Raw genomic sequence first — 23,569 nt, forward strand, 5'->3', positions numbered from 1 at the left:
CTTGCCGACCGCGCCTCAGTTCAGCGCGATAATTTTTCCATAGGCTTCGGGCGCATGAACGGTCGCGGCAAAAGTCACCAGATAGGCGTCTGCCGCATCCTCGATCGTGAAGCGCCGGGCCTGTCTCAGGCTGGCGGCGTCATCCTGGCGGATGGCGTCGGCCTGCCCCAATGCGGTTCCGAAACCGGCTTCATCGCCGACCGCCACGATGCAGGCCAGCTTACCGTCCCCCATCATCGCCCCTATGCTGCGACTGGATTGGGTGGTGATGACGGGAAGGCCTGCCGCCAGCGCTTCCAGCAACACGGCAGGCACGCCTTCATAATCGGACGAGAGCAGGAACAGGTCGAAATCGGTAAGGCGGCTGGCCGGGTCAGGCACATGGCCGGGCAGCATGATCCGTCCGCCAAGCCCCAGTTTCGCAATCAGCGCCTCCAATACGGGCCGCTCGCGCCCTTCGCCATAGATGGTCAGCGTGTCGGCGGGCCGTGCGCCGCGCGCGAAGGCCCGGATCATCAACGGGAAATTCTTTTGCCGGGCAAGCCGCCCTATCGACACGAACCGGCAACCCTTGCCCCGCTGTGGACGCGGCAAGGCGCGCAGCCGGTCGATCTGGCCGCGCGACAATGCGGGGTCGGGAATGATGCTGATGGCATGGGGATCCGGGCGAATGGCCGCTACAATCTCTGCTTCCATCGGGCCCTCCATCCCCACGAAATGATCGATGAAGCGTCCCTGTATCCGCAACCACAGATGATAGATCCGGCGCACCGGCCAGATCATGTCGCGCCGGTCCAGATCATTGCTGATCTTCGCCACCACCGGCGGGCATTGGCGACCCAGCAGAATCTTCATCGCCACGACGACGACCGCATAGCTGTTCCCGGCGCAAAACAGGATATCGGGCCGGGTTCGCCTGATCGTCGCGGGCAGCGTCGCGATCATCCACAATGTTTCGCACCATCCGACCGGAAAGGGCGGCGCGGGCATGACATAATCCAGCCGATCACCAAATTCGGCCGCCATCGCGCCCGACGCGCGGCCCATGAACAGCGGCGCATCGACACCTTGGCTTCGCCATCGCAGGATCAGGCGCAACGCAATGCGCTCGACCCCGCCAGGTTCAAAGCTGTGCAGGAAGGTGAGTATGCGCAAGCACGGTCTCGTCACGAGGAAGCAGGTCGCCATAGCGCGCGGGCCTGTGGGTACGGACAAGGCGGCGCAGCGCATCGTCGATGCTGAGCAGAAGTGCGGGCACCCGGACATCGCCGGGATGCACCGCCAGCCGCACGACCCGCGCAAACCGCAACAGGTATGGCAGGATCCGCGCGGCGAACAGCGACGATGCGATGCGCTCCCGGCTGCGGCTCGCCCAGGTGATGACCGGCCCGCGCGCCAACACCCGGCCCGATCCGGCCTGCCACAACTTCATATGATCCTCGGCCAGCGCAAAGCCCGAAGCCCGCAGCGCCGCCATCGCCCCTTTGCCATAGAGCCAAGCCGGGGCGACGAAGCCGGCCACAGGGCGACCGATAATATCCTCGATCAACGCGCGGCCGTCCGCCATCCGTTGCAGGGCGGCAGCTTCGTCGATCCCCAGAAACTCGCCTTCGCCGGCGGTCATGTGCCGCGCCTTGAAACGGGCCAACCCGTCGCGATGATCGGCCATGTCCTTGTGATACCAGCCATGGGCGAACATCGTGATTCCCATGTCGGACCATCCCCGCAACCGCGCCGCAAAGGGCGTGCCCGGCGCTATGGGATGTTCGCCCCAATGATCGGGCACCACCAGCATGGCGATGCGATCGACCGGAACACGGCGCGTCAGCCGCTCCAGCAACAGATCGACCTCCGCCTCGAAGCGCGGGCCGACATCGTGAATGGAAACCAGCAGTCGTCTCGTCATGCTACAGCTTCAGGCTGAAGCCGGAGGTCGCGCGCATGTCGTGCCGCATCGCATCGCTCTCCAGCCCGAGATCCTTTTCCGGGCGCATCGTCGAACTCAACGATATCCGCCAGCCCAGCCCGCCGCGCGTGTCACCCTGCCGTGATCGCAGCGACAGTTCCGGGCCATGCCCGGTGAGCGGCGCGCCGCCCAGCGCTTGCGCCAGCCGCACGATTCCCCCCTGTTGCGAGGGTCGGCTGACCGACAGATAGTCGAGCGACAGCCGCGGCCCGTCCCCAAACAGCAACGCCATGCCCACACGCGCCATAGTGGTGGACAGGCGGCGCGGCGTCACGTCCATGACGTCCAGCCGCCTTTTCATGCGGCCGTAATCGGCGGCGGCCACCAGGGTCAGTTGATCCCACAGGCCGATCCGCGCATCCAACCCTACATTGCGCAGCGACCAGCGGTCCATGCCCAGCGGCAGGTCTTTACCGCGAGGACCGTTGCGCGCGCGGTCGGCGGACAGGGTGAAATCCACCGGTCCGGTCGTGACGCTCGTGAATCGGTGCGCAACTTCGGCGAGGCCGCGTCGGTCGGACGAAGACAGGATGGTGGCAAGGGGCGTGAGCCGCTGCGCCGTCGATACAGCTCGCAGGTTCGCCAATCCCGTATCCGTCATCGCCGCGCGAATTTTCCATACCGCCCGTTCGGGCGCATCTGTCGGCGTATCTGCCTGAGCCGGCGCAACCCATGTCGCCAGCGTCAACAATCCCGTTGCAATGCCATGCTTCGCTATCATGACGCTTTCTCCCCGTCTGGCAGCAAGACGCCTCCATCAGGGGCAACCGCAGTCTGCGCATGAAATTTTCAGCCCGACTGAGGTAGGCGTCACGCTTCACCGTCTTGCTGCCAACGCAGCCAGGAGACGCAGATGCGCAGATACGGATCGACATTGCTCGCCATGGCCATCGCGCTGTCCATGGGTGCGTCGGGCCCACAGGTTCCGACATCCGGCCCTGTACCAGCAACACCGCCGCCGTTCGCGGGCGAATTGTCGGTGATGACCTATAATGTCCATGGCCTGCCTTGGCCGGTGGCATGGGGGCGTCCGGCGCAACTCGTCCAGATCGCTGCTACCTTGCGTGATTTGCGGGCGCATGGTCGCAATCCGCATATCGTCGTGCTTCAGGAAGCCTTCACCCGCGACGCCCAGTCGATCGGACAGGCGTCAGGCTATCGCTATGTCGTAAACGGCCCGTCGACCGACATGCTAGGAAGCGCGCAACCCGACAGTGCCGACAGGCCGTTCGCGCGGGCGGGATCGTGGCTGAAGGGCGAGGGTTTAGGCAAATATGTCGGCAGCGGCCTGCAGATATTGTCCGACTATCCGGTTGTTGGCATCCGCCGCTTCGCCTTTCCGGCTTATGCCTGCGCAGGCTATGACTGCCTTGCCAACAAAGGCGCGCTGATGGCAAGCATCAAGCTTCCCGAGCGGGCCGATCCGGTCGACATCGTGACGACCCACCTCAATAGCCGCCATGCCTCGGGCGTTTCGAATGACCGGTCTCTTCAGGCCTATCGCGAACAGGTCCGCGATCTGACCATGTTCATTCGGGCGGCCCATGATCCCTCTCGCGCGCTGATCGTGGCGGGGGACTTCAATGTCGGCTTGGCAACGCAGCGGCGCGAAGCCTTGCTGGCTCGCGTTCGCACCCTATGGTCACCAGCGTCACAGCCGATGGACGACGCCTATGGCGCCGCGCACCGCACTGGGATTGCCCTGTCTCCCGACGCCCGCTTTTCCAGCAGGCGCGCGCGCGACTGGGAATTTTTTGCGCCCGGCCAGCGCAGCATGATCGCCCTGCGCCGGATCGACGTACCGTTCGGTCATGCACCGGACGGCAGCATGTTGTCGGACCATGTCGGATATATAGCGACATTCAGCCTGTCCGGCGGCAAATCCGCTACCAGTTACGCGCGATCGAAAGCGTCAGTGTCCGGGGCCGCACCGGCGTAAACTGGCGTCCTTCCCGGATCGAGAAAGGATTGCCGAAGGCAAAGCTGTCGCCTTTTACATCCAGCAGATTGTCGAGGCGAGCGCCCAGCGTCCAACCCGCATGCACCAACTCCGCATGGGAAGCGAGCACTGTATACTCGCCCATACCGCGATCGAGGTCGCTGTCGAAACTCAGCCTTGCGCTCCCGATATAATTGGCCTGCACGCTGGCCAGTCCCTGCCATGTGCCTAGCTGGAAGGCCTTTGCCAGCGTCAATCGTCCGCTAAGATCCGGGGTAACTGGCAAGCGCCTGTCGTGAAGTTCCAGTCCATCGGCCGCGTGCGTGAGTTGCGCACTCTGGATACTGGCCCCTGTAGACAGGCTGAACCTTGATCCCATCTGCCAGTCGATCGCTGCTTCGAGCCCGTAAATCTCGCCACGTCCGGCATTGCGCGTGGATAGCAGCCCGTTGGCGAGCAGATAGTCAGACTGGATGTCGTTCCAGCGGGTATAGTAGCTGCTGGCCGTCACGGTCAGCGTGCCGCCAACCGATGTCCGCCTGATCCCCAGATCAACCGTACTAAGCTCGTCCGCATCAAACCGGCCTGCCGATGTTTCGCCGACGGGCGCCAGCCCGCCTGGTCGCATCGCACGGGCGTAGCGCAGAAAGACAGTGCCGCGATCTTCCAGCGGCACCGACAATGCGAAGCTGGGGGACAGGATCGTCTTGCTGCCCTTTGAAACCCGCAGACCCGCTTGCTCTGCTGCTTCGTCCTCGGCGATCGAATGGAATAGGCGAGCGCCCAACGTGGCATCAAGCGCACCGAATAACCGCCATGTTGCCTCACCGAACACAGCATATTCGCTCGTCTTGCGGTCCAGTCGTTCGACCGTCAGCGGATCGCCCGTGTTGCCCGTGATGTTCGAAATGCCACTTGTCGTAGCGCGCAGGAAGGATAATCCAGCCAGCCAGTGATTGGTCCCACCCGAAGATAAGCGCAGTTCCTGATTGAACAACGTGTAGGCCCGGCTGTCGGTGAAATGTGCCGGGCCGGTGAGGCCAAAACTGGCCGCAGCATCGCTGGCGTCGAGCGCATAATCGAACCCGTGATCGACATAGCTGGTCGCCGATACAAGCGTTAGCGCACCGACATCGCCTTCGATCGTGGCATGGGCCGTCTTGAAATCATTATCCGTGGGTTCCGGGTCGCGGTTAGTCCGGCTCAGGCTTTTCGCTCCCGCCACGACATATTGGCTATCGCGCGCGTTGATATCCTGCACGGCTATGCCCGCGTCGATCGTCCACTCATCGACAGGACGCCATCGCAGAGCGACACGAAGGCCGAGTGTTTCGGCAGAATTGCTGTTCTTGCGGTCGTCAATATTGTCGATCCAGCCGGCATTGAGCAATCGATAGCTCACACCCCTTAGTGCCAGTCTGCCATCGGCCAAAGGCAGATTGAACACGCCCTCCGCCCCGGTCCCTATCCCGCCATGCTGCACGCCCTCTACCGAAAGGCGGACGGAACCGCTCGTCTGTTCCAGGTCAGGCCGGCGTGTCACGATATGATAGATGCCCCCCAACGCCCCGGAACCGTAGAGAGGCCCCTGGGGCCCTTTCAATATCTCGACCCGATCGACATCGATAAGCCGCAGATCGGGGTCGGGCGCATCGAACGTCACGCGCGCGTCGTCCAGTTGTACTGCGACGGTAGACTGGCTCTGCCCGTTGAACGCGCTGTCGGCCACGCCTCGGATGAATTGGCGGTTCCTTCCCGGTCCCAGGTTGGTCATCGCCAGCCCCTCGGTGCTGAAACTGATGTCGCGGCTGGTCGGCGTGGTCGAACTCTTCGCCAGATCAACGAGCGAAACAACCGCCACGGAAAAGGGAATTGAGGCCAATATTTGCGGGCGCTTCTGCGCTGTCACGACAATGTCTGTCAGGGATAGCACCGATGGTGGCGCCGGTCGGACGGCAACGAAGCGCTTGCTGGATTTTGGAGGGGTAAGCTTTTCGATCCGATAAATGCCGCCAATATGGTGCGCACGCAGGCTGGTGCCCATCAGCATCAGCCGCAGCGCTGCGTCTGGCGACATGCGGCCGCTGACGCGGGGCGTACTGACACGGGGCATCTCACCCGAAAGTCCGACCGAAATTCCCGTAATCTCCGAAAAGCGCGCAAGACTGGCACTCAGCGGACCTGCCGGAATATCGATCGCATAAGATGCTTCGCGCGCGGCTGCAGGCGAAAAAAGCTCTCCCGATTCAGCGAGGAGCAGCAGTACCGATGCGAGCGCCATTCTCCTGCGAATGGACTTCAACGCCCATGAGGATCGCGAGATCGGCCAACAACCTCGATCCGTCGCCAATGACCAATGTCCCCGAAAAATGCGTCTTCTCCAGCGATGGGTCGATCTGCACGGCCTTGCCCGAATAGCGGGAAATATCGGCCGCGACGAGAGGGAGCGGCGTATTGCTATAAGAAAGCCGTCCTTGGCGCCAGCTCCCGACATCGCTCGACGCTACCGACGACAGTGTCAGGCCGTCGCTTCCCGACAGAAGTTGGTGCCCGGCAGAGACCTGGACATCTTCCGAGCCAGGGGACGAGACTGATACTGTACCGTCCGCAACGCCGATCCGGAACGCCGTGCGGGTGAAATTGACCGAAAAACGCGTGCCGATATCCGATATTCGATAGCTGCCAGCCGTCACCGTCAGCGATCGTGCCGGGTCATGCCGGACATCGAAATAGGCTTCACCGCTCGCCAGTTCGACCTGCCCGGCATCCTTGCCGCGCACCGTGATACTGCTGGATGGCGAAAGCGTAACATGAATGCCGTTCGCAAGTGCAATGTCGCGGCTTCCATGTGCGTCGGCAGCATAGCTCCGAACCGGTTGCGGCGACCAAAGAAGCGGCACGCCCACCATCAGCGCGATCGCGGCGGCAATACTGCCGCCAGCGTAGGTGAACAGGCGCAATACGCGTCGCCGTGCTTTGGAGGGAGCTTGCGCCGCAATCAGACTCGTGATCTCGGCACGATGATCGTCCACGGCAGCGGAAACCAAAGCGATGGAGTCGAAGGCCGCCCGATGGCGCGGGTCCGCTTCCAGCCAAGCCATGTAGCCGTCCCAATCAACGTCGTCGCTTTCCAGCGCCGCAGCCCACGCCACGGCCTGATCCAGCATGGCCTTTTCACTGTTCGACCGCGCCGTCATGGCGAGTCCTTTCCGTTATTCCCTGCCTGTCAGACGTCATGATATTGTCATACCTCAGTCCATCAGCGCGCGACGGAGATATTTCATCGCCACGGCCATATGTTTTTCGACCCCGCTCTTGCTGATGCCAAGATGCGCTGCGACCTCGCCATGGCTCAGTCCCTGCAATTTATGCAGTTCGAACACCCGGCGTGCGCCTTCGGGCAAATTGGTGATGGCCGATGTCAGCGTCGCTATCTCCTCACGATCTAGGATGAGGTCTTCTGCGGTCTTGCGCCTGTCGGCGGGCTCGATCCCGGCTCTGGCAAAATCCGTCACCTCATCGGACCAGCGGCGTTCCCGTTCCATCCGGCGGCGCCGTTCTCGCAGACGGTCTATCACCAGATTTTGCGCCATCCTGAACAGATAGGCCCTGCCATTTTCCACCGGACCGCCCGGTTGCTGCTGCACCTTGAGCCAAAGCTCCTGCAATAGGTCCTCCGCCTCGGTCCGGTCGCCCGTCCGCGCCATCAGCAGACGCATCAGGTCCGCGCGATGCACGCCATAGGCGATCTCAAGCCGATCTTCTCCGTCCAAATTCATGCCTTATGTTGGCAGTGTGTAGTCCGATAACAAAAGCATATTTTCATCGCCAGACCCCTGCGTTGGGTCGCAGGGCATTTGTCATCCAAGTTCTTAAAATTATTCCTCAGTGGAACTGAGGTAAGGTCTGCTCTGTGCCGTCTCCGCGCAAGTCCAGGGGAGACTTCATGACATATCGAACAGGCTGTATCGCGGCGGCGATTCTGTACGCCGTTCATCCTTCGATGGCGGCAGCGAGTGATAAAAGCTGGAGCCACCTCAGCACGGTAGGGCTGGACGCACTGATCGGAGCAGCGTTGGTCGCTCCTGTCGTGATGGACGACTGGGATGGTGGCGTTCAGGCCGGCGGCAGCATGGCTGCTTCGGCCCTTGTCTCGACTGGCCTCAAGGAAGCTTTTCCCGAAATGCGCCCGGACAGAAGCAACCGCCGCAGTTTCCCCTCGATGCATACATCTGTCGCCTTTTCCGCCGCAGCCACATTGCAAAATCGCTATGGCTGGGAAGTGGGCGTCCCGGCGCAGGTCGTCGCCGCTTTCGTTGGCCTAGCGAGAGTCCAGGCGCATAAACACCATTGGTATGACGTGGCAGCGGGCGCGGCAGTAGGCGAACTTTCGGGCTTTCTCATCACAAACAAGGCCAGTTCGGATGTCCGGGTCATGCCATGGGGTGACAGCAAGGGCGGGGGCCTTGCTATCGGGATGCGGTTTTAATCCTGAATGAGCGATCAGCGACATAGGTGTGGCCTATAGTCCAGCCTTCGACGCCAGCGGTCTCACCAAGGCAGGCATAGCGGCCTTCCCGCGGAAACCGACCAATTTACGACCTGACGCGGCCGGGACAGGAATGCCCGCTTGTGATGGGACCTGCCGTTCGCCTGATGCAAACCCGCCGGACCGCAACGCGCCAATCCCGGTCATTGAAGTCCACGCTTGCCGATCCTGAGATCGAACAGCGTCGTACAGGCTTCTGCATTTCGGAGAAAGCCTGCGGCTGCACGACAGTCTGGAAACGGACCGGTTTTGATACCTCATATTCCAAACATTGGGATTTTGTATAGTCGCCCCAAGCTCCCGCCAACATGAGGCTGCTAACGTCATGGCATGACGCCTATCCGATGCCTTACTATCGCCACCATGCCTCTGCTGGCGGTCCTGATAGGCTGCCTTAGCGACCCAACTCCACCAAAAGCTCCGCCGGCGAAAACCGAGGCGGTTGCGCACGAAAACGATCTGCTTAAGCTCACTCTCACCGCGCGAGCGCAACAGCGTCTCGGCATCCGAACGGTAAAAATTGGCGATGGTTCGGCAACGCAAACACGCGAGACGAGCGGCGAGGTCGTCGTGCCAGCCACCGGGGCGGGTGTTCCAACGGGATCGACGAGCAACCTTGCCCAAATCGGGGTCAGTCAGGTTGCAGCCGAAGGCGAGGTTGCGCGGGCGCAAGCTCAAGTCCGGCTCGCCGCCATCGCCTACAACCGCGCCGATGCCCTGGTGCGCGAAGAAGCGGGCAGCGTGCGGGGTCGCGACGAAGCCGCTGCGGCGCTTGCCACGGCGCGAGCCGCGCTGGAGGCGGCACGGGCGCAACGCAGATTGCTTGGCCCTTCGATTGCATCAATGGGCAATCTGGCGACGCTCTGGGTGCGCGTGCCGGTGTTCGGCACAGATGTCAGCGCCATTGAGCGTGGACGCGCCGCGACCGTGCGACCGCTCGGCGACGGTCGCGCCGCCTCACGCGCCGCACGACCGGTGCAGGCTCCTCCATCCGCCAACATGGTCGCGGGCACGGTCGATCTGTTCTTCGCGCTGGATAATCGCGACCGCACCTATCGTGTCGGTCAGCGGGTAGCAGTGTCTCTACCGCTTGGTGGAAAGGCAGATGGTTTGTCGATCCCGACTGCCGCGATCGTCCGCGACATCTATGGCGGCGAATGGGTGTACCGGAAAACCGCGCCCGACACCTATGTCCGCCAGCGGATTGAGGTCGCGAGCGTCGCGGACGGCCGTGCGCTGTTGTCGCGCGGCCTGGAGCGCGGCGCCGAAGTCGTGACGGACGGGGCGGCCGAGCTGTTCGGGACCGAGTTCGGGACGCCGCACTGATGCTCGCCTGGCTGGTCCGTGCCGCGCTGACGCAGCGCGTCCTCGTGCTCGCGCTCGCCGCGCTGCTGGTCGTTCTTGGTCTGCGCGCGACCGGCGACGTGCCGCTCGACGTGTTTCCCGAGTTCGCACCGCCAATGGTGGAGATTCAAACCGAAGCTCCGGGCCTCTCCACGGAGGAGGTGGAAAGCCTGATCACCGTGCCGATCGAAACGGCGGTCAACGGCGTCCCCGATCTGATGACTCTCCGGTCGAAGTCGGTGCTCGGCCTGTCGTCGGTTTCGATCCTGTTCGAGCGCGGAACCGATGTGATCCGCGCGCGCCAGCTCGTGCAGGAACGGGTGACGCAGGTGCAGGCGCGGTTGCCCGCTGCGGCGCGTCCCCCTGTGATGCTGCCACCGCTGTCATCGACCAGTCGGGCGATGAAGATCGGCATATCGTCGGCAAAGCTCGATCAGATGCAGCTCTCCGAACTGGCGCGCTGGACGATTCGGCCGCGACTGATGGCAGTGCCGGGCGTCGCCAACGTCGCGATCTGGGGTCTGCGTGACCGCCAATTGCAGGTTCTGGTCGATCCCGACCGACTGCGCGCTGCCGGGGTGACACTCGCCGAGCTGCGCGCCGCGGCCGGTGATGCGGTCTTGGTGGGCGGGGGCGGCTTCGTCGATACGGCGAACCAGCGGCTCGCCGTACAACAGACCAGCGCGATCCAGTCCTCGGCCGATCTTGCCCAGGCGGTCATCAAGCAGAGCGGCGAAGCACCGGTCCGCATCGGCGACGTCGCCCGCGTAGTAGAAGGCTTCGCCGCGCCGATCGGCAATGCGATCATCGACGACGGTCCCGGCCTGATGCTGATCGTCGAGAAGCAGCCGACCGGCAATACGCTCCAGCTTACCCGTGACGTGGAGGCAGCGATCGGCGAGTTGAAGCCGGGGCTGCGCGACGTGAAGGTCGATACGACGATCTTCCGCCCCGCGACCTTCATCGAACGCTCGATCGATAACCTGACGCGAGCGCTGATGATTGGCTGCCTGCTAGTCGCGATCGTATTGTTTGTCTTCACTCGCGACTGGCGACAGGCAACGATCAGCCTCGTCGCCATCCCGCTGTCGCTGCTCGGCGCGGGGCTGGTGCTGCTGTGGAGCGGCGCGACGATCAACACGATGGTGATCGCCGGGCTGGTGATCGCACTCGGCGAGGTGGTCGATGACGCCATCATCGACGTGGAGAACATCGCCCGCCGACTGCGGCTCAACCGCGAGGCGGGCAACCCGCGTACCAATTTCGATGTCGTGTTGTCGGCCTCGCTGGAAGTGCGATCGGCGGTGGTGTTCGCCTCCTTGATCGTCATGCTTGTGTTCCTGCCGATCTTTTTCCTGGGCGGGGTCGCGGGTACGTTCTTTCAGCCGCTCGCCATCGCCTATGTCCTTGCGATCGCCGCCTCGCTGCTGGTCGCGCTGGTCGTGACGCCGGCGATGTGCCTGTTCCTGCTGCCGAACGCGCCCTTGAAGGCGGAGCGGGACACCCGGCTCGTGACCGCGCTCAAGCGTCGTTACGCTGGCGTACTCCCTCGCTTGGTGGCGCGGCCGAGCTTGGCGATGGGGATCGTCGCCGGAGGGCTGCTGCTGGCGGGGGTCGGCTATGCCGGGTTCAAGGACCAGTTCCTGCCCGACTTCCGCGAAACCGACTTCCTGATGCACTTCGTCGAGAAGCCGGGCACCTCGATCGAGGCGATGGACCGCATCACCATCCGAGCGTCCAAGGAGCTGCGTGCAATCCCCGGCGTGCGCAACTTCGGCGCGCATATCGGTCGTGCGGAAGCTGCGGACGAAGTGGTCGGCCCGAACTTCACCGAACTGTGGATCAGCTTGGACGAGAATGTTGACTATGACGCCAGCGTCGCGCGGATCAAGGACGTGATCGACGGCTATCCCGGCCTCTACCGCGACGTGCTCACCTATCTGCGCGAGCGGATCAAGGAGGTGCTGAGCGGCGCGGGCGCGACGGTGGTGGTCCGCATCTTCGGTCCCGATCAGGTCGAGCTTCGCGCTGCGGCCGAACGGGTCCGCGCGAAAGTGGCGGGCATCTCCGGTGTCGCCGACCTGAAGGTCGAGCAACAGGTGCTGGTGCCGCAAATCCAGGTCCGCCCACGGCCCGCCGATCTCGCCACCCTGGGCCTGACCGCGGGCGAAGTCCGCCGACAGGCGCAAACGCTGGTCGCCGGGCAGAAGGTCGGAGAAATCTATCGCGACCAGAAGTCGTTCGACGTGGCGCTTTGGGGTGAGCCCAAGGTTCGCGGCGATCTGCATGCGCTGGCCGACCTGATGATCCAAACGCCAGCAGGAGCGGTAAGGTTGCGCGACGTGGCCGATATACGCGTCATGCCCGCACCCAACGAGATCAAACGCGAGAACGGTCAGCGCCGGATCGACGTGACGTTGAACGTGGCCGGTGCAGACCTCGGCACAGTCGCGCGCGCGGTCGAAACAACTGTCGGGCAAGTGCCGTTCGCGACTGGCTATCATCCGCAAGTGCTGGGCGAATATGCAGCGCTACGTGACTCGCGACAACGACTGTGGACGACGGGGTTGCTGTGCCTGATCGGCGTCCTGCTGCTGGTCTGGCTTGAGTTCCGATCGGCACGCATCACCGCGCTGGTCGCGACCAGCCTGCCGTTCGCGCTGGTGGGCGGGGTGGTCGGCGTGGCGCTGACCGGCGGCGTGCTGTCGCTCGGTTCGCTGGTCGGTTTTGTCACCGTCATCGGCATTTCGGCACGCAACGGCATCATGCTGCTGTCGCACTACGATCATCTCCGTCGGTTCGAAGACGAAGCGTTCGGCCCCCGCCTGATCCTGCGCGGTGCGGAGGAACGCCTGGTGCCGATCCTGATGACTGCCGCCTGCGCTGGCCTCGCGCTGCTGCCGCTGATCGTCGCCGGCAACGCGCCGGGCCATGAAATCGAGCACCCGATGGCGATCGTCATCCTGGGCGGACTCGTGTCTTCGACCGTGCTCAACCTGTTCCTCATGCCCGCGCTCTACGCACGCTTCGGCCGGGAGAAGGCTGCGCCCGATGCTCCGCTTGCAGGAGTTCCCGCATGATCCGCCGTTTTGCGCCGATCGCCGCGTTCGCGGTTGCGGGGTGCATGACCGCGCCTCTGCCCCCGCCGACCATCGCGCCCGCGACTGCCACCGGCGCATTCGCCGACCTGCCGACTGCCGCTATCGCCCCGGTCCCGAACGACTGGTGGCGACTGTATAACGACCCGGCGCTCGACCGGCTTGTGCAGGCAAGTCTCGCCGCCAACGCCGATCTGCGGGTGGCGTACGCCAATCTCGACGGCGCGCGCGCCGCGCTCCGTCAGGCCCGTGCCGCGCGCCTGCCGCAAACCACGATCGAGAGCGCGGGCACGATCGACAACAGCGCGACGCAGCCGAGCGCGTCATCCAACGTGCCGACCACCGACTACGATCTCGCATTGACCGCAAGCTGGGACATGGACCTGTTCGGCCGGTTGCGTTCGGGCGCATTGGCGGAGGGAGCCGATGCGGACGCGCAGGCTGCGGCACTGGACTCGCTGCGCGTCGCGGTCGTGGCCGATACCGTGCTCGCTTATGTCGATCTGTGCGGCGCGACCCGCGCGGTGACCGTCTCGCGCGAGATTATCGCGGTTCAGGAACGCTCGGTTGGCGTGGTGCGCGACCAGTTTGCCGCTGGCGAAGTCTCGCCGCTCGAAGTCTCGCAAGCCGCCAGCCTGCTGGAATCGACCCGCGCGACGCTCGCGCCGTTCGAGGCGGCGCGTGCTAATGCCCTTTACCGGATCGCCACTTTGCAGGGCCGCCCTCCGGCGGAGGCTCGTGGGTTTGACATAGGCTGCAATGCGCCGCCTAAACTCCGCGCAGCCATGCCGGTCGGCGATGGTCAGGCGCTGCTCTTGCGCCGTCCCGATATTCGCGAGGCCGAACGTCGCCTCGCCGCAGCAGCGGCGCGGATTGGCGTCGCGCGTGCCGATCTTTATCCCCGCGTGAACCTTGGCGGTGCGATGGGGCTGCTGACCGGAAGTTTCGTAGCGACTGCCTCGCCGCTCATCAGCTGGGCCTTCCCGAACCAGGCTCCGGCGCGTGCGCGCCTTCAACAGGCGCGCGCTACCGAACGTGGCGCCCTTGCCAGTTGGGACGTGGCGGTGCTGCGCGCCTTGCGCGAAGTCGAAACTGCACTCGCCGCCTACGATGCCGAGATGCGCCGCAATCGGGCACTCGACGCCGGGCGTGTCCAGTCCGCACTTTACGCCCGACGCGCCGCCGCTCGGGTCAGGCTCGGCGATGCGGCATTCCTGGTCCAGGTCGATGCCGAGCGTGCGTTGGCACAAGCCGCGCTTGCCCAGGCACAGTCCGACCTCACCGTGGCGCAAGCGCAGGTCGCGTTGTTTCGGGCGTTGGGTGGTGGATGGCAAACGAGCGGCCCGGTGGGCTAAGAAGCACCCATGCGAATCCTGATCGTTGAAGATGATGCCGAGACGAAGAGCTTTGTTGCCCGCGGGCTTTCCGAGCTGGGGCATCATGTCGTCACCAGCGCCGACGGCCGTGACGGGCTTTTTCAGGCGACCGGCGACCAGTTCGACGCGCTGATCGTCGATCGGATGCTTCCCGGTCTGGATGGTCTTTCACTGATCAAGGCACTGCGTGCGGCGGGCAACATGACACCGGCACTCATGCTTACCGCCGTTGGCGGCATCGCCGACCGTGTCGAAGGACTCGAAGGCGGTGCCGACGACTATCTCGTCAAGCCGTTTGCCTTTTCGGAGCTGGCCGCACGGGTCCATGCGCTCGGGCGGCGTCCAACACCCCAAGGCGAAGCCAGCATCCTCGCTGTAGGCGGTGTCGAGCTTGATCTTCATCGCCGCACCGTCACGCGTGACGGTCGCCGGATCCTACTACAACCGCGCGAATTTGCGCTGCTTGCCGAACTGATGCGCAATCCGCGCCGGGTCATGACGCGGACGATGCTGTTGGAGCGCGTGTGGGATTTCGATTTCGATCCAAAGACCAATATCGTCGAGACGCACCTGAGTCGCCTGCGTTCCAAGCTCAACGCCGGGTTCGACGAGGATGCGATCGAAACCGTGCGCGGCGCTGGCTATATGATCCGCGGCGGCTGATGGCGCGGCCGTGGCGTTCCACCTTCGGCCTCGTAGCCCTGGTAGCGTTCTGCTTCGCCCTGGCGACACTTGTCATCGGGGTGGTGGCCTATGAAGTGACGCACGAAGCCCTGGAGATCCAGCTCGATCACCGGGTCGCGATCGAAACCCGCGCGCTGATCGACGAAGGCGACGACGGCCCTGCCGGAGTCGCAGCCGCGATCCGTCGTCGCGAGGCAGCACGAAGCACCGCCAGCCTGGATTATCTGCTGGTAGATCCTTCGGGTCGCCGGGTGGCAGGGCCGCTCGACGCCACAGCGCCTATCACGCCCGGCTATCTGGAGTTTTTGCACTACCGGCGCGACGGCGAACAGAGGATCGCACAAGCCCTGACCACGCGCTTGCCCGACAACAGCCGGTTGGTCGTCGCGGCCGATCGCGGCGTCATCGACGAGATGGACGCGACGCTGCTCAAGCTGTTCGCCGGCGCGTTCGGCCTCATGCTCCTGCTCGGCATCGGCGCGGCCTGGCTGGTCGGAGCGGTCACGCGCGCGCGGCTGTCTCGCATAGATAGAACCGCACTGGCCATCATCGATGGCGATCTGGCGCGGCGGATGCCGCTTACCGGCGCGGGGGACGAGTTCGACCGGGTGGCGACGACGCTCAACCGGATGCTCGACCGGATCGGTGGGTTGATGGACAATCTCCGGCAGGTGTCCAGCGATGTGGCCCACGACCTGCGCACGCCATTGACCCGTCTTCATAACCGGCTCGACGAAGCTCTGTCAGCCCGAACCGGGGACGACAAGCGTCAGGCGATCGAAGCCGCCGCCCAACAGTCGCGCGAGCTGCTCGACATCTTTGCGGCCTTGCTGCGCATCGCGGAAGTGGAAGCGTTGTCGCCGTGCGACCATTTTCAGGACTTGCCGCTGGACCAACTGGTCGAGGAACTGGTCGAAACCTACCGTCCCGATATGGAGGTTAGCGGTCATCGGCTCGTTACAGCGATTGCACCAGCGATATGGACGACGGGCGATCGACGACTGCTGCAACAGCTTATCACCAACCTCCTCGATAACGCGCTTCGTCACACCCCTCCGGGCACGACGGTTCGTGTCGCGCTGGAGCGTGATGACGCCTTTGCTCGCCTGACCGTCGCCGATGACGGACACGGGGTAGCGCCAGAAGATGCGACGCGGCTGTTCCAGCGGTTTGCGCGCGCGGAGGCGAGCCGATCGTCCGAGGGACATGGGCTGGGCCTTGCGCTCGTCGCTGCGGTCGCGACCGCGCACCGGGGCATGTTTTCGCTCCTCCCGTCTCCTGGGTTTGGGGTCGTCGTTGAAATTCCAGTCGGGAAAACATTATGACGATCGGTGACAGACGGTCAGTATTCTCGGTTATATCACTGACTGGAGGTATCCGGCCTGCTGATCGCAAGCGTGGCAGCTGCGCCCTGAGCCCTGCGGAACGCGAGGAGATATCCCGGGGCCTCAATGTCGGCGAACCATTGCGAGCCATAGCGCGGCGATTGGGTCGTGCGCCTTCGACCATCAGCCCTGACGTCAGGCGTAATGGTGGTTCAGCACGCTATCGCGCCACAGCACCAGAAGAGGCAGCGCCTGGCGCCAAGCAAGCGTCAAAAAAGGGCGCGCATCGATGATGCGGGTTTGAAGCCGTCAGATCGCCGCCCTGCTTCGCCGGGTCTCTGCCTGTGCGAATGATGCTCTATCGGGCTTCCATGATACGCACGAGATCGACGATGAACTGTGCGTTTTCAACCGATGGCCGTGCCGTATGATCACGACCATTGTCCGGGCGAAAGGGCCATGAAAAATTGGTGAAGGTGACGTCCGCTCTTTCAAGGCAATAGGCAAGTCCAACTTCAATCTTCCCTGCAGTGTTGCTTCTGTGAATCAGAATGTTAGTCTGGCTGCGCGCTGCGAAGGCGGCGCCGAGGCTTGAGAACCTCGCTTGGGAAGCCAGTTTGACCCGCCATCGACGCGGCCGGGTGGCCTACGCGCATGTCCAAGCCGCTTGCGGCCAAAGGCGTCGGCGCATGTCTCAAGTGGTCGCTTTTGGGCAGAAGCGCGCGCTGGTGGTGTGGCAGCGGATCATCCTGCCGGACGGCAGTTCGATCCGGCTCGACAACGTGCCCGCGACAGACTCTTCAGGCTATGCGGGACTTACTGATAAAGTCGATTTCCACACCTGGACGCTGCTCAAGGGCGTCGCGATTTCGACATTACTGGGCGTGGGGGCGAACGTCACTTTCTCTGGAGAGAGCGATCTCGTCCAAGCGATCAGGGAATCCACACAGCAGAACGTGTCCCGCGCTGGAGACCAGATCACATCCCGCAACCTGCAAATCCAACCGACCATCACGGTCCGCCCCGGCGCGGCCGTTCGGCTGATTGTGCACAAGGATCTCATTCTCGCACCTTGGCGAGAGAAGGAGCGCTGAAATGACTGACCTCAAATTGCCCCAGCTTCCCGACCGTAATCCGGTCAAGCTCAGTATCGCTGTCATGCCGGACCTCCATCAGGCCTTGATCGACTATGCCGCGCTCTACGCAACGACCTATGGTCGTGACGAGCCGGTTGCCGAGCTGATCCCGGCCATGCTCGCTGCCTTCCTCGAAAGTGACAGGGGCTTTGCGCGAAACAGGACGAAGCGGTGATCCATGATGCACAGTAACGCTCCCCAAGGCGGGGCCGTCCTCATAGAGCCTCTGACGGTCCGCATCTCTACGGCGGTCCAGCTCACCGGTATCAGCCGTTCACGTCTCTATGAGCTGATTCAGTCCGGTGATCTGGAAACCGTCAAGGTCGGGCGATCCACGCTGATCCCATATAAAAGCCTGAAAGCCCTGACGGGCGCCTAGCCTGACGTGCCTCTGCCGTTACCAAAGTTCGGCCGCAGGATCCTCGCACCGTCCCGCAACTGGTCGAGATAGTCGGACCAGTGCTGCATCATGCGGACGCGTTCATCCCAATATTCACCGCGCGTGTAAGCACGGCGCACCATGGAGGTATCGAGGTGGGCCAGCTGCTTCTCGATGGCGTCCGGGTTCCAGATTCCCATCTCGTTGAGAAGGGTCGCAGCCATCGCCCGAAAACCGTGCGCCGTCATTTCTTCCTGGCTGTAGCCCAGCCGGCGCAGTGCCGCGTTGATGGTGTTTTCCGACATGCACTGGCGTGGTGACCGGAACGACGGAAAAAGATACCGTCCGTCGCCCGTCAGCAGACGGAGTTCCTCCAGTAGTGCCAGCGCCTGTTGTGACAGCGGAACACGGTGCGGACGGCGCATTTTCATCTTTTCCGCCGGGAGCGACCAGACAGCGTCTTGCGTATCGATTTCCTCCCACTCGGCCTTGCGCAACTCGCCAGGTCGGACGAACAGATGGGGCGACAGCCGCAGAGCGATCGCGGTGATTTCGTGACCTGTGTAACCGTCGATTGCGCGCAGGAGCGCACCAGCCTCCTTGGGCGTCGTGATCGCCGCGAGATGCCGGACCTTCGGGGTGATGAGCGCACCACGCAGGTCGGCTGCGACATCGCGATCCGCCCGAGCGGTCGCGATTGCATAGCGAAAAACCCGGCTGAGCACGCTGCGCATCCGGCGCGCACTTTCGTAGCGGCCGGTCGCCTCCACCTTGCGCAGGACGGCCAGGACTTCCTGGGGCGATATCTTTGAGACAGGAAAGCTGCCGATCATGGGATAGGCCATGCCGAGCAGCCAGCGAATCTTGTCGAGCGTGATCGGCGCGCGCCCCTCCCGCTCATTCTTCACCACCCATTCTTCGGCGATCGTCTTGAATGTGTTGTCCGCGGCCACCTTGCGCGCGAGTGTCTCGCTCCGCTTCTCGGCGGCGGGGTCGAGCCCGGCAGCGATCTGCTCCCTTGCCACGGCGCGCTGCTGGCGCGCCATGGCTATCCCTACCTCCGGCCAGGCGCCGAAATAGAGCGTCTTTTGTCGACCGAGATACCGGTAGTTCATGCGCCAGAGTTTCGTACCGTTCGTCTGGACGGCGAGATACAGCCCATCGGCGTCGGCCAGCTTGTAGGCCTTGTCCCGAGGTTTGGCGTTGGTGATCTGGATATGATTCAGTGCCATGATGGTGCCAGCTCCAAAGGGGCTCTCCGGCACCATCAAAAACACCATCATTCTGATGGTGCTGTCGATGGATTCGGGTGGATGAGCCCGGATTTCATTTGGCGATTTTCACTGAAAAAATGCTGTAAAACCAGCTGCTTGCTGGACCTTCCCGGACGTCGCCGGAAAGGTCTCTGGTGCCCAGAAGAGGACTCGAACCTCCACGACCTTGCGATCGCCAGCACCTGAAGCTGGTGCGTCTACCAATTCCGCCATCTGGGCACGGGGTAGGAGCGCGCAACTAGCCGGTGCCTTGGGGGCTGTCAACGACGGCGGGATTATTTTTTTGGGTTTCGCGCAAAAGGCGGTCTAAGGGCGGACGGCACCGTCTTGAGCAGGATGACCATTGCCATGTCCCAGTCCGCCTCCGCCACGCCGCCAGCCTATATTGCCCGGCCTGACGGTTTGCGGCTGGCCTATCGTCGCAGCGACGGCGCGGGGCCGATGATGATTTTCCTGCCTGGCTACATGTCCGACATGGAGGGTGGGAAGGCCGTCGCGCTCCATGGATGGGCGGAGCGTCACGGCCGCGCGATGTTGCGGCTGGACTATGCCGGCAACGGTGCGAGCGAGGGGCGCTTTGCGGACGGGACGCTGGCGAGTTGGCGGGACGATGTGTTGTTGCTGCTCGATATATTGACCCAGGGGCCGGTTGTGCTCGTCGGATCGTCCATGGGGGGCTGGCTGGCCCTGCTGGTCGCGTTGGCGCGACCGGAGCGGGTCGCTGGTATCGTCGGGATCGCCGCGGCCGCCGATTTCACCGACTGGGGCTTTACCGATGCGGACAAGGCGCTGCTGCGGACCGAGGGGCGGATCGAGGAGCCGGCACCCTATGGCGATCAGCCCTATGTGACCACATTGGCCTTCTGGGAATCGGGACAGGCTTCGCGGTTGCTGGAGGGCGAGATCGCGATCGATTGTCCGGTGCGGCTGCTGCACGGACAGGCGGACCCGGACGTGCCGTGGGAGATCGCGCTGCGGACGGCGGCGCGGCTGCGTTCATCCGATGTGCAGACGCTGCTGGTTAAGGACGGTGACCATCGCCTGTCGCGCGACAGCGACATTGCCCTGTTGATCCGCACCGTCGCCAGCTTGTTGGACAGTCTCTGATGCCCTTTTTCCTGCCGCTCCTGCTCCAGGCCTATGATCCCGAGATCGAGGCGGTGATGAACCGCAGCCGGAAAGAGAAGGAGCAGGCGGTGGCGGCTGCCGCGTCGCCTGCCGCCGCCGCGCGGGCGGACGGGAAGATCCCCGTGCCCGCGAAGTTCGCCGCGCCTTTCCAGGCCTGCCTGGACGAGGCGACTCAATCGCCCGAATCCGGCGTCGCCTTCGCCCAGAAATGGCGGATCGACGGCGGGAGCTTCTATGCGCGCCACTGCATGGGCTTTGCCTATGCGCGCGCCGAACGCTGGACGCCGGCCATCATCGCCTTCGAACAGGCGGCCGAAGAGGCCGAGCGCGAGGGCGAAATGACGCAGAGTGCGCGGCTGTGGGCGCAGGCGGGCAATGCCGCGCTGGTGAGCGGGGATGCGGCCAAGGCGCGCGACGATTTCGACGCGGCGCTGGCGCGCGGCATGGCCGACGGGTTGGAAAAGGGGGAAGTGCACCTCGATCGTGCGCGGGCGCTGGTGGCGCTGGGCGATATGGACGCGGCGCGCGATTCACTGGACCTCGCGCTGGCGCAGGCGCCGCGAGACCCGCTCGGCTGGCTGCTGTCGGCGACCCTGGCGCGGCGGCAGGGCGAACTGCGCCTGGCGCAGACGCATATTGCCCGCGCCGTGCAGCTTTCGCCCGATGATGCTTCGGTCGCGCTGGAGGAGGGCAATATCGCCGTCCTGACCGACCATGAGGATGTGGCGCGCGACGCCTGGCAGCGGGCGGTCAGGCTGGCGCCGGACGCGCCCGCCGGCAAGGCGGCGGCGGACAATCTGTCGCGGCTGCCGGCATCGGCTGGCTGACCCTGTCGGGATGCATAAAACCCGACAGCGAAATAGACAGCTAAACGACCATGATGCGGTGATCGTCGGCGGCCAATTGCTCCGCCGACATCGCCATCCTAATTGAGATAGAAATCGACAGTCGTGACCACGCGCACCTTTTTGTAGGGCGTGTCGCTGCCGCCATCGCCGCCTTCGCCGTCGCGGGCGTCGATCGAGAAATAGCCCTGGATCGCGCTCTTGATGCCGCCGACATTGGCGCCGGAATCCTTGGCGAATTGTTCGGCGGCGGCGCGGGCGTCCCTGGTCGCGGCGGCGACCATCTGCGGCTTGACGTCGTTGAGCCTGGTGAAGCTGTAGCGCATACCCGACCCTTCCTGTAGCGTCACGCCGCGACGGACCAGATCGAACTGCTGCGCCACGGCCCTTTGCGCGCGGGCGATGTCGGTGGTGCGCAGCAGCATCCGCTGGGTGATGGTAATGGTGTTGACGCCGTTGTTAAGCCATTGGTTGACGCCCGCGCCCACGGGTTTCAGATCATCTGCCTTGAAACCCAGGCTATCGAAATAGCCGCGCAGTTCCTTGGTATTATTGTCGATTTCGGTGCGGACGGTCGGCAGGTCGAAGCCCGTGGCGGAATAGCTGATCGACCAGGTCGCCAAATCCGCCGTCACATCCTTTTCCGCGAGGCCGCGCACGGTGACCGAGCGGTCCGCCGCCTTGGCGCGTTTCAGCCCGTCGCCGAGCAAGTAACCGCCGGCGATCGCGCCGAACGCGAGCAGCGCGGCGCTGCCCAGAAAAACCTTGTCCCGCATTTCCATATCGCTTCCCTCTTCCGTCCGTTGATGCGCGACCTTATCTTGTAGAGGAAACTGCCATCCATCAGATGAACCGTTGCTTTATAGCGACGAACGGAGACGAGCTTGCCCAAATATCTGCATAGCATGATTCGCGTGACCGACGTTGAAAAGACCAAGCGCTTTTTCGAGCTGCTGGGATTGCAGGAGGTCAAGCGGTTCGACAATGAACAGGGACGCTTCACGCTGGTGTTCCTGGCCGCGCCGGGCGATGAGGATGCGCAGGTGGAGCTGACCTATAATTGGCCGGCAGAAGATGGCAGCCCGGCCGAAGTCTATGACGGGGGCCGCAATTTCGGTCACCTCGCCTATCGTGTCGAAAATATCTACGAGACCTGCCAGCGGCTGATGGACGCGGGCGTGACCATCAACCGGCCGCCGCGCGACGGCCATATGGCCTTCGTCCGCTCGCCCGATAATATTTCGATCGAGCTGTTGCAGGACGGCCATCTGGCGCCGGCCGAACCCTGGGCGTCGATGCCCAATATAGGCGTCTGGTAGGCCCATGCTGGAGGTCGTCCGCATCCCCGTCCTTTCTGACAATTATGTCTGGCTGCTGCATGACGACGCCAGCGGCGAGACGGTGGCGGTCGATCCCGCCGTGGCGGAACCAGTGCTGGCGGCGGCCACGGCGCGGGGCTGGCGGATCGGCCAGATCTGGAACACCCACTGGCATGGCGACCATGTCGGCGGAAATGCCGCAATCAAGGCCGCGACCGGCTGCATCATTACCGGGCCTGCGGCCGAGGCGGACCGGATCGGCACGCTGGACCGGACCGTGGGGGAAGGCGATCACGTCCGCATCGGCGATCATGTCGCCATCGTGATGGCGGTGCCGGCCCATACCGCCGGCCATATCGCCTATCATCTGGCCGACGACCGGATCGCCTTTGTCGGCGACACGTTATTCGCCATGGGCTGCGGCCGGCTGTTCGAAGGCACGGCGGCGCAGATGTTCGCGAACATGCAGCGGCTGGCGACGATGCCGGACGATACGCGCGTCTATTGCGCGCATGAATATACGCTTTCGAACGGGCGGTTCGCGCTGACGGTGGAGCCGGACAATGATGCGCTGGCGGCGCGCGTTGCGGCGGTGGAGGCGGCGCGCGCACGCGGCGAGGCGACCGTGCCGACCAGCATCGGCGAGGAGCGCGCGACCAATATCTTCATGCGCGCGCGCGACGTTGCCGAACTGGCCGAGCGGCGCGCCGCCAAGGATGCGGCCTAACGGTTTGCGGCCTTCGCCGCCGTCCCATGGATGGCCAGAATGTGGAGAGACGAGATGCGTGCATGGATCTGGATGACGCCCCTGTTGCTGGCGGGATGCACCGGCAGCTATGAGCCCAAGCCACTGACGCCGAAGCAGGCGGCTGAGCTGGACAAGGCGCTGGCGGGCAAGGTGCCGGGCGAGAAGATGAGCTGTATCAGTCGGGTGCCACAGACCAACCTGACCGTCATCAGCAACAATGTGCTGCTGTACCGGGTCAGCCGGAAGCTGGTCTACAAGAATGAGCTCATCGGCAGTTGCAACGGCCTGACGCGCGGCGACATCATGATCGTGCGCAGCTTTGGTTCGCAAATGTGCCGCGGGGATTTCACGACAACCGCAAGTCCGGTGTCGGGCATGACCTCCGGCGCTTGCGCCCTGGGCGATTTCATACCCTATCGCACGCCGAAAGAATAAGGGCGGGGGCCGCTGCTGCCGCGC

22 protein-coding genes, 1 tRNA gene and 2 pseudogenes are annotated in these 23,569 nt (G+C 63.8%); 16 read left to right on the forward strand and 9 right to left on the reverse strand.

Going from position 1 to position 23,569, the window contains the following annotated elements; genetic code table 11:
* Positions 1-15 precede the first annotated feature (15 nt).
* Genes C100_RS28050 through C100_RS28060 form a run of 3 tightly spaced genes read right to left on the reverse strand, consistent with a single transcriptional unit; the run spans position 16 to position 2,687 of the window.
* A complete protein-coding gene (locus C100_RS28050; RefSeq protein ID WP_024018345.1) occupies positions 16-1,155 on the reverse strand; it encodes a glycosyltransferase in 1,140 nt (379 codons plus the stop codon).
* A complete protein-coding gene (locus C100_RS28055) occupies positions 1,124-1,906 on the reverse strand; it encodes a DUF2334 domain-containing protein (RefSeq protein ID WP_024018346.1) in 783 nt (260 codons plus the stop codon). Before C100_RS28055 ends, C100_RS28050 begins: the two co-directional genes overlap by 32 nt.
* Position 1,907: 1 nt before the next feature.
* Positions 1,908-2,687 carry a hypothetical protein gene (locus C100_RS28060; RefSeq protein WP_024018347.1) on the reverse strand — a complete coding sequence of 260 codons (780 nt, stop codon included), beginning with the start codon at positions 2,685-2,687 and terminating at the stop codon, positions 1,908-1,910.
* A gap of 132 nt (positions 2,688-2,819) precedes the next feature.
* Here C100_RS28060 and C100_RS28065 point away from each other — a divergent pair, with 132 nt between their 5' ends.
* Positions 2,820-3,905: an endonuclease/exonuclease/phosphatase family protein gene (locus C100_RS28065; protein WP_037529581.1), complete on the forward strand. Its 1,086-nt coding sequence runs from the start codon at positions 2,820-2,822 to the stop codon at positions 3,903-3,905.
* On the opposite strand, the gene C100_RS28070 is transcribed toward C100_RS28065, so the two are convergent.
* The 3 genes from C100_RS28070 to C100_RS28080 are packed head-to-tail and all read right to left on the reverse strand — an operon-like array spanning position 3,853 to position 7,678.
* The gene (locus C100_RS28070; protein WP_024018349.1) at positions 3,853-6,186 is read right to left on the reverse strand and encodes a TonB-dependent receptor; all 2,334 of its coding nucleotides are present in this window, start codon (positions 6,184-6,186) and stop codon (positions 3,853-3,855) included. The two genes, C100_RS28065 and C100_RS28070, sit on opposite strands and share 53 nt — an antisense overlap.
* Positions 6,152-7,102 carry a FecR family protein gene (locus tag C100_RS28075; protein ID WP_052028223.1) on the reverse strand — a complete coding sequence of 317 codons (951 nt, stop codon included), beginning with the start codon at positions 7,100-7,102 and terminating at the stop codon, positions 6,152-6,154. The genes C100_RS28070 and C100_RS28075 overlap by 35 nt, the downstream gene beginning before the upstream one ends.
* Positions 7,103-7,156: 54 nt before the next feature.
* Entirely contained in the window at positions 7,157-7,678 is a 522-nt protein-coding gene (locus C100_RS28080; protein ID WP_442800301.1) for an RNA polymerase sigma factor, read from the reverse strand.
* Between the two features lie 173 nt (positions 7,679-7,851).
* On the opposite strand from C100_RS28080, the gene C100_RS28085 reads away from it, so the two are divergent.
* The 10 genes and pseudogenes from C100_RS28085 to C100_RS28120 all read left to right on the forward strand — a co-directional run bounded on the left by C100_RS28085 (position 7,852) and on the right by C100_RS28120 (position 17,796).
* Entirely contained in the window at positions 7,852-8,394 is a 543-nt protein-coding gene (locus tag C100_RS28085) for a phosphatase PAP2 family protein (RefSeq protein WP_031308658.1), read from the forward strand.
* A gap of 630 nt (positions 8,395-9,024) precedes the next feature.
* The gene (locus tag C100_RS28090) at positions 9,025-9,780 is read left to right on the forward strand and encodes an efflux RND transporter periplasmic adaptor subunit (RefSeq protein ID WP_235219006.1); all 756 of its coding nucleotides are present in this window, start codon (positions 9,025-9,027) and stop codon (positions 9,778-9,780) included.
* Positions 9,780-12,878 carry an efflux RND transporter permease subunit gene (locus C100_RS28095; RefSeq protein WP_024018354.1) on the forward strand — a complete coding sequence of 1,033 codons (3,099 nt, stop codon included), beginning with the start codon at positions 9,780-9,782 and terminating at the stop codon, positions 12,876-12,878. Before C100_RS28090 ends, C100_RS28095 begins: the two co-directional genes overlap by 1 nt.
* Positions 12,875-14,251 carry an efflux transporter outer membrane subunit gene (locus C100_RS28100; RefSeq protein WP_024018355.1) on the forward strand — a complete coding sequence of 459 codons (1,377 nt, stop codon included), beginning with the start codon at positions 12,875-12,877 and terminating at the stop codon, positions 14,249-14,251. Before C100_RS28095 ends, C100_RS28100 begins: the two co-directional genes overlap by 4 nt.
* A 9-nt stretch (positions 14,252-14,260) precedes the next feature.
* Positions 14,261-14,935: a response regulator transcription factor gene (locus tag C100_RS28105; protein ID WP_024018356.1), complete on the forward strand. Its 675-nt coding sequence runs from the start codon at positions 14,261-14,263 to the stop codon at positions 14,933-14,935.
* Complete coding sequence (locus C100_RS28110) at positions 14,935-16,281, forward strand: sensor histidine kinase (protein WP_024018357.1); 1,347 nt, start codon at positions 14,935-14,937, stop codon at positions 16,279-16,281. Before C100_RS28105 ends, C100_RS28110 begins: the two co-directional genes overlap by 1 nt.
* An 8-nt stretch (positions 16,282-16,289) precedes the next feature.
* Positions 16,290-16,532 (forward strand): annotated as a pseudogene (locus tag C100_RS49410) (helix-turn-helix domain-containing protein); the annotation flags it as partial.
* Positions 16,533-16,979: 447 nt separating this feature from the next.
* Positions 16,980-17,375, forward strand: a pseudogene (locus C100_RS0123960) (TrbI/VirB10 family protein); the annotation flags it as partial.
* 1 nt (position 17,376) lies between these two features.
* Complete coding sequence (locus tag C100_RS28115; protein WP_024018359.1) at positions 17,377-17,592, forward strand: DUF2274 domain-containing protein; 216 nt, start codon at positions 17,377-17,379, stop codon at positions 17,590-17,592.
* Positions 17,593-17,598: 6 nt separating this feature from the next.
* Positions 17,599-17,796: a helix-turn-helix domain-containing protein gene (locus tag C100_RS28120; RefSeq protein WP_037529598.1), complete on the forward strand. Its 198-nt coding sequence runs from the start codon at positions 17,599-17,601 to the stop codon at positions 17,794-17,796.
* On the opposite strand, the gene C100_RS28125 is transcribed toward C100_RS28120, so the two are convergent.
* A complete protein-coding gene (locus tag C100_RS28125) occupies positions 17,793-19,028 on the reverse strand; it encodes a tyrosine-type recombinase/integrase (RefSeq protein ID WP_031308662.1) in 1,236 nt (411 codons plus the stop codon). The two genes, C100_RS28120 and C100_RS28125, sit on opposite strands and share 4 nt — an antisense overlap.
* A gap of 174 nt (positions 19,029-19,202) precedes the next feature.
* Positions 19,203-19,289 (reverse strand) — tRNA-Leu (locus C100_RS28130).
* Positions 19,290-19,418: 129 nt separating this feature from the next.
* Here C100_RS28130 and C100_RS28135 point away from each other — a divergent pair.
* Complete coding sequence (locus C100_RS28135; RefSeq protein ID WP_024018362.1) at positions 19,419-20,177, forward strand: alpha/beta hydrolase; 759 nt, start codon at positions 19,419-19,421, stop codon at positions 20,175-20,177.
* Positions 20,177-21,025 (forward strand): tetratricopeptide repeat protein, encoded by an 849-nt coding sequence (locus C100_RS28140; RefSeq protein WP_024018363.1) that lies wholly within the window; start codon positions 20,177-20,179, stop codon positions 21,023-21,025. Before C100_RS28135 ends, C100_RS28140 begins: the two co-directional genes overlap by 1 nt.
* 98 nt (positions 21,026-21,123) lie before the next feature.
* Here the strand turns inward: C100_RS28140 and C100_RS28145 are convergent, their stop codons facing one another.
* Complete coding sequence (locus C100_RS28145) at positions 21,124-21,825, reverse strand: SIMPL domain-containing protein (protein WP_024018364.1); 702 nt, start codon at positions 21,823-21,825, stop codon at positions 21,124-21,126.
* 102 nt (positions 21,826-21,927) lie between these two features.
* Between C100_RS28145 and C100_RS28150 the strand changes: the two genes are divergently transcribed.
* The 3 genes from C100_RS28150 to C100_RS28160 are packed head-to-tail and all read left to right on the forward strand — an operon-like array spanning position 21,928 to position 23,545.
* Entirely contained in the window at positions 21,928-22,362 is a 435-nt protein-coding gene (locus tag C100_RS28150; protein WP_024018365.1) for a VOC family protein, read from the forward strand.
* A gap of 4 nt (positions 22,363-22,366) precedes the next feature.
* The gene (gene gloB, locus C100_RS28155) at positions 22,367-23,089 is read left to right on the forward strand and encodes a hydroxyacylglutathione hydrolase (protein ID WP_024018366.1); all 723 of its coding nucleotides are present in this window, start codon (positions 22,367-22,369) and stop codon (positions 23,087-23,089) included.
* A gap of 54 nt (positions 23,090-23,143) precedes the next feature.
* Positions 23,144-23,545 (forward strand): hypothetical protein, encoded by a 402-nt coding sequence (locus C100_RS28160; RefSeq protein WP_024018367.1) that lies wholly within the window; start codon positions 23,144-23,146, stop codon positions 23,543-23,545.
* The last annotated feature ends 24 nt before the right edge of the window (positions 23,546-23,569 follow it).

Source organism: Sphingobium sp. C100, assembly GCF_000508185.1.
Classification (GTDB): domain Bacteria; phylum Pseudomonadota; class Alphaproteobacteria; order Sphingomonadales; family Sphingomonadaceae; genus Sphingobium.

Coding starts and splice junctions, on each gene's coding strand:
- C100_RS28100 (WP_024018355.1), top strand. CDS start 12,875: ATGATCCGCCGTTTTGCGCCGATCGCCGCGTTCGCGGTTGCGGGGTGC.
- C100_RS28070 (WP_024018349.1), bottom strand. CDS start 6,186: ATGGCGCTCGCATCGGTACTGCTGCTCCTCGCTGAATCGGGAGAGCTT.
- gloB (WP_024018366.1), top strand. CDS start 22,367: ATGCTGGAGGTCGTCCGCATCCCCGTCCTTTCTGACAATTATGTCTGG.
- C100_RS28115 (WP_024018359.1), top strand. CDS start 17,377: ATGACTGACCTCAAATTGCCCCAGCTTCCCGACCGTAATCCGGTCAAG.
- C100_RS28085 (WP_031308658.1), top strand. CDS start 7,852: ATGACATATCGAACAGGCTGTATCGCGGCGGCGATTCTGTACGCCGTT.
- C100_RS28110 (WP_024018357.1), top strand. CDS start 14,935: ATGGCGCGGCCGTGGCGTTCCACCTTCGGCCTCGTAGCCCTGGTAGCG.
- C100_RS28135 (WP_024018362.1), top strand. CDS start 19,419: ATGTCCCAGTCCGCCTCCGCCACGCCGCCAGCCTATATTGCCCGGCCT.
- C100_RS28075 (WP_052028223.1), bottom strand. CDS start 7,102: ATGACGGCGCGGTCGAACAGTGAAAAGGCCATGCTGGATCAGGCCGTG.
- C100_RS28160 (WP_024018367.1), top strand. CDS start 23,144: ATGCGTGCATGGATCTGGATGACGCCCCTGTTGCTGGCGGGATGCACC.
- C100_RS28125 (WP_031308662.1), bottom strand. CDS start 19,028: ATGGCACTGAATCATATCCAGATCACCAACGCCAAACCTCGGGACAAG.
- C100_RS28060 (WP_024018347.1), bottom strand. CDS start 2,687: ATGATAGCGAAGCATGGCATTGCAACGGGATTGTTGACGCTGGCGACA.
- C100_RS28065 (WP_037529581.1), top strand. CDS start 2,820: ATGCGCAGATACGGATCGACATTGCTCGCCATGGCCATCGCGCTGTCC.
- C100_RS28145 (WP_024018364.1), bottom strand. CDS start 21,825: ATGGAAATGCGGGACAAGGTTTTTCTGGGCAGCGCCGCGCTGCTCGCG.
- C100_RS28120 (WP_037529598.1), top strand. CDS start 17,599: ATGCACAGTAACGCTCCCCAAGGCGGGGCCGTCCTCATAGAGCCTCTG.
- C100_RS28105 (WP_024018356.1), top strand. CDS start 14,261: ATGCGAATCCTGATCGTTGAAGATGATGCCGAGACGAAGAGCTTTGTT.
- C100_RS28140 (WP_024018363.1), top strand. CDS start 20,177: ATGCCCTTTTTCCTGCCGCTCCTGCTCCAGGCCTATGATCCCGAGATC.
- C100_RS28095 (WP_024018354.1), top strand. CDS start 9,780: ATGCTCGCCTGGCTGGTCCGTGCCGCGCTGACGCAGCGCGTCCTCGTG.
- C100_RS28055 (WP_024018346.1), bottom strand. CDS start 1,906: ATGACGAGACGACTGCTGGTTTCCATTCACGATGTCGGCCCGCGCTTC.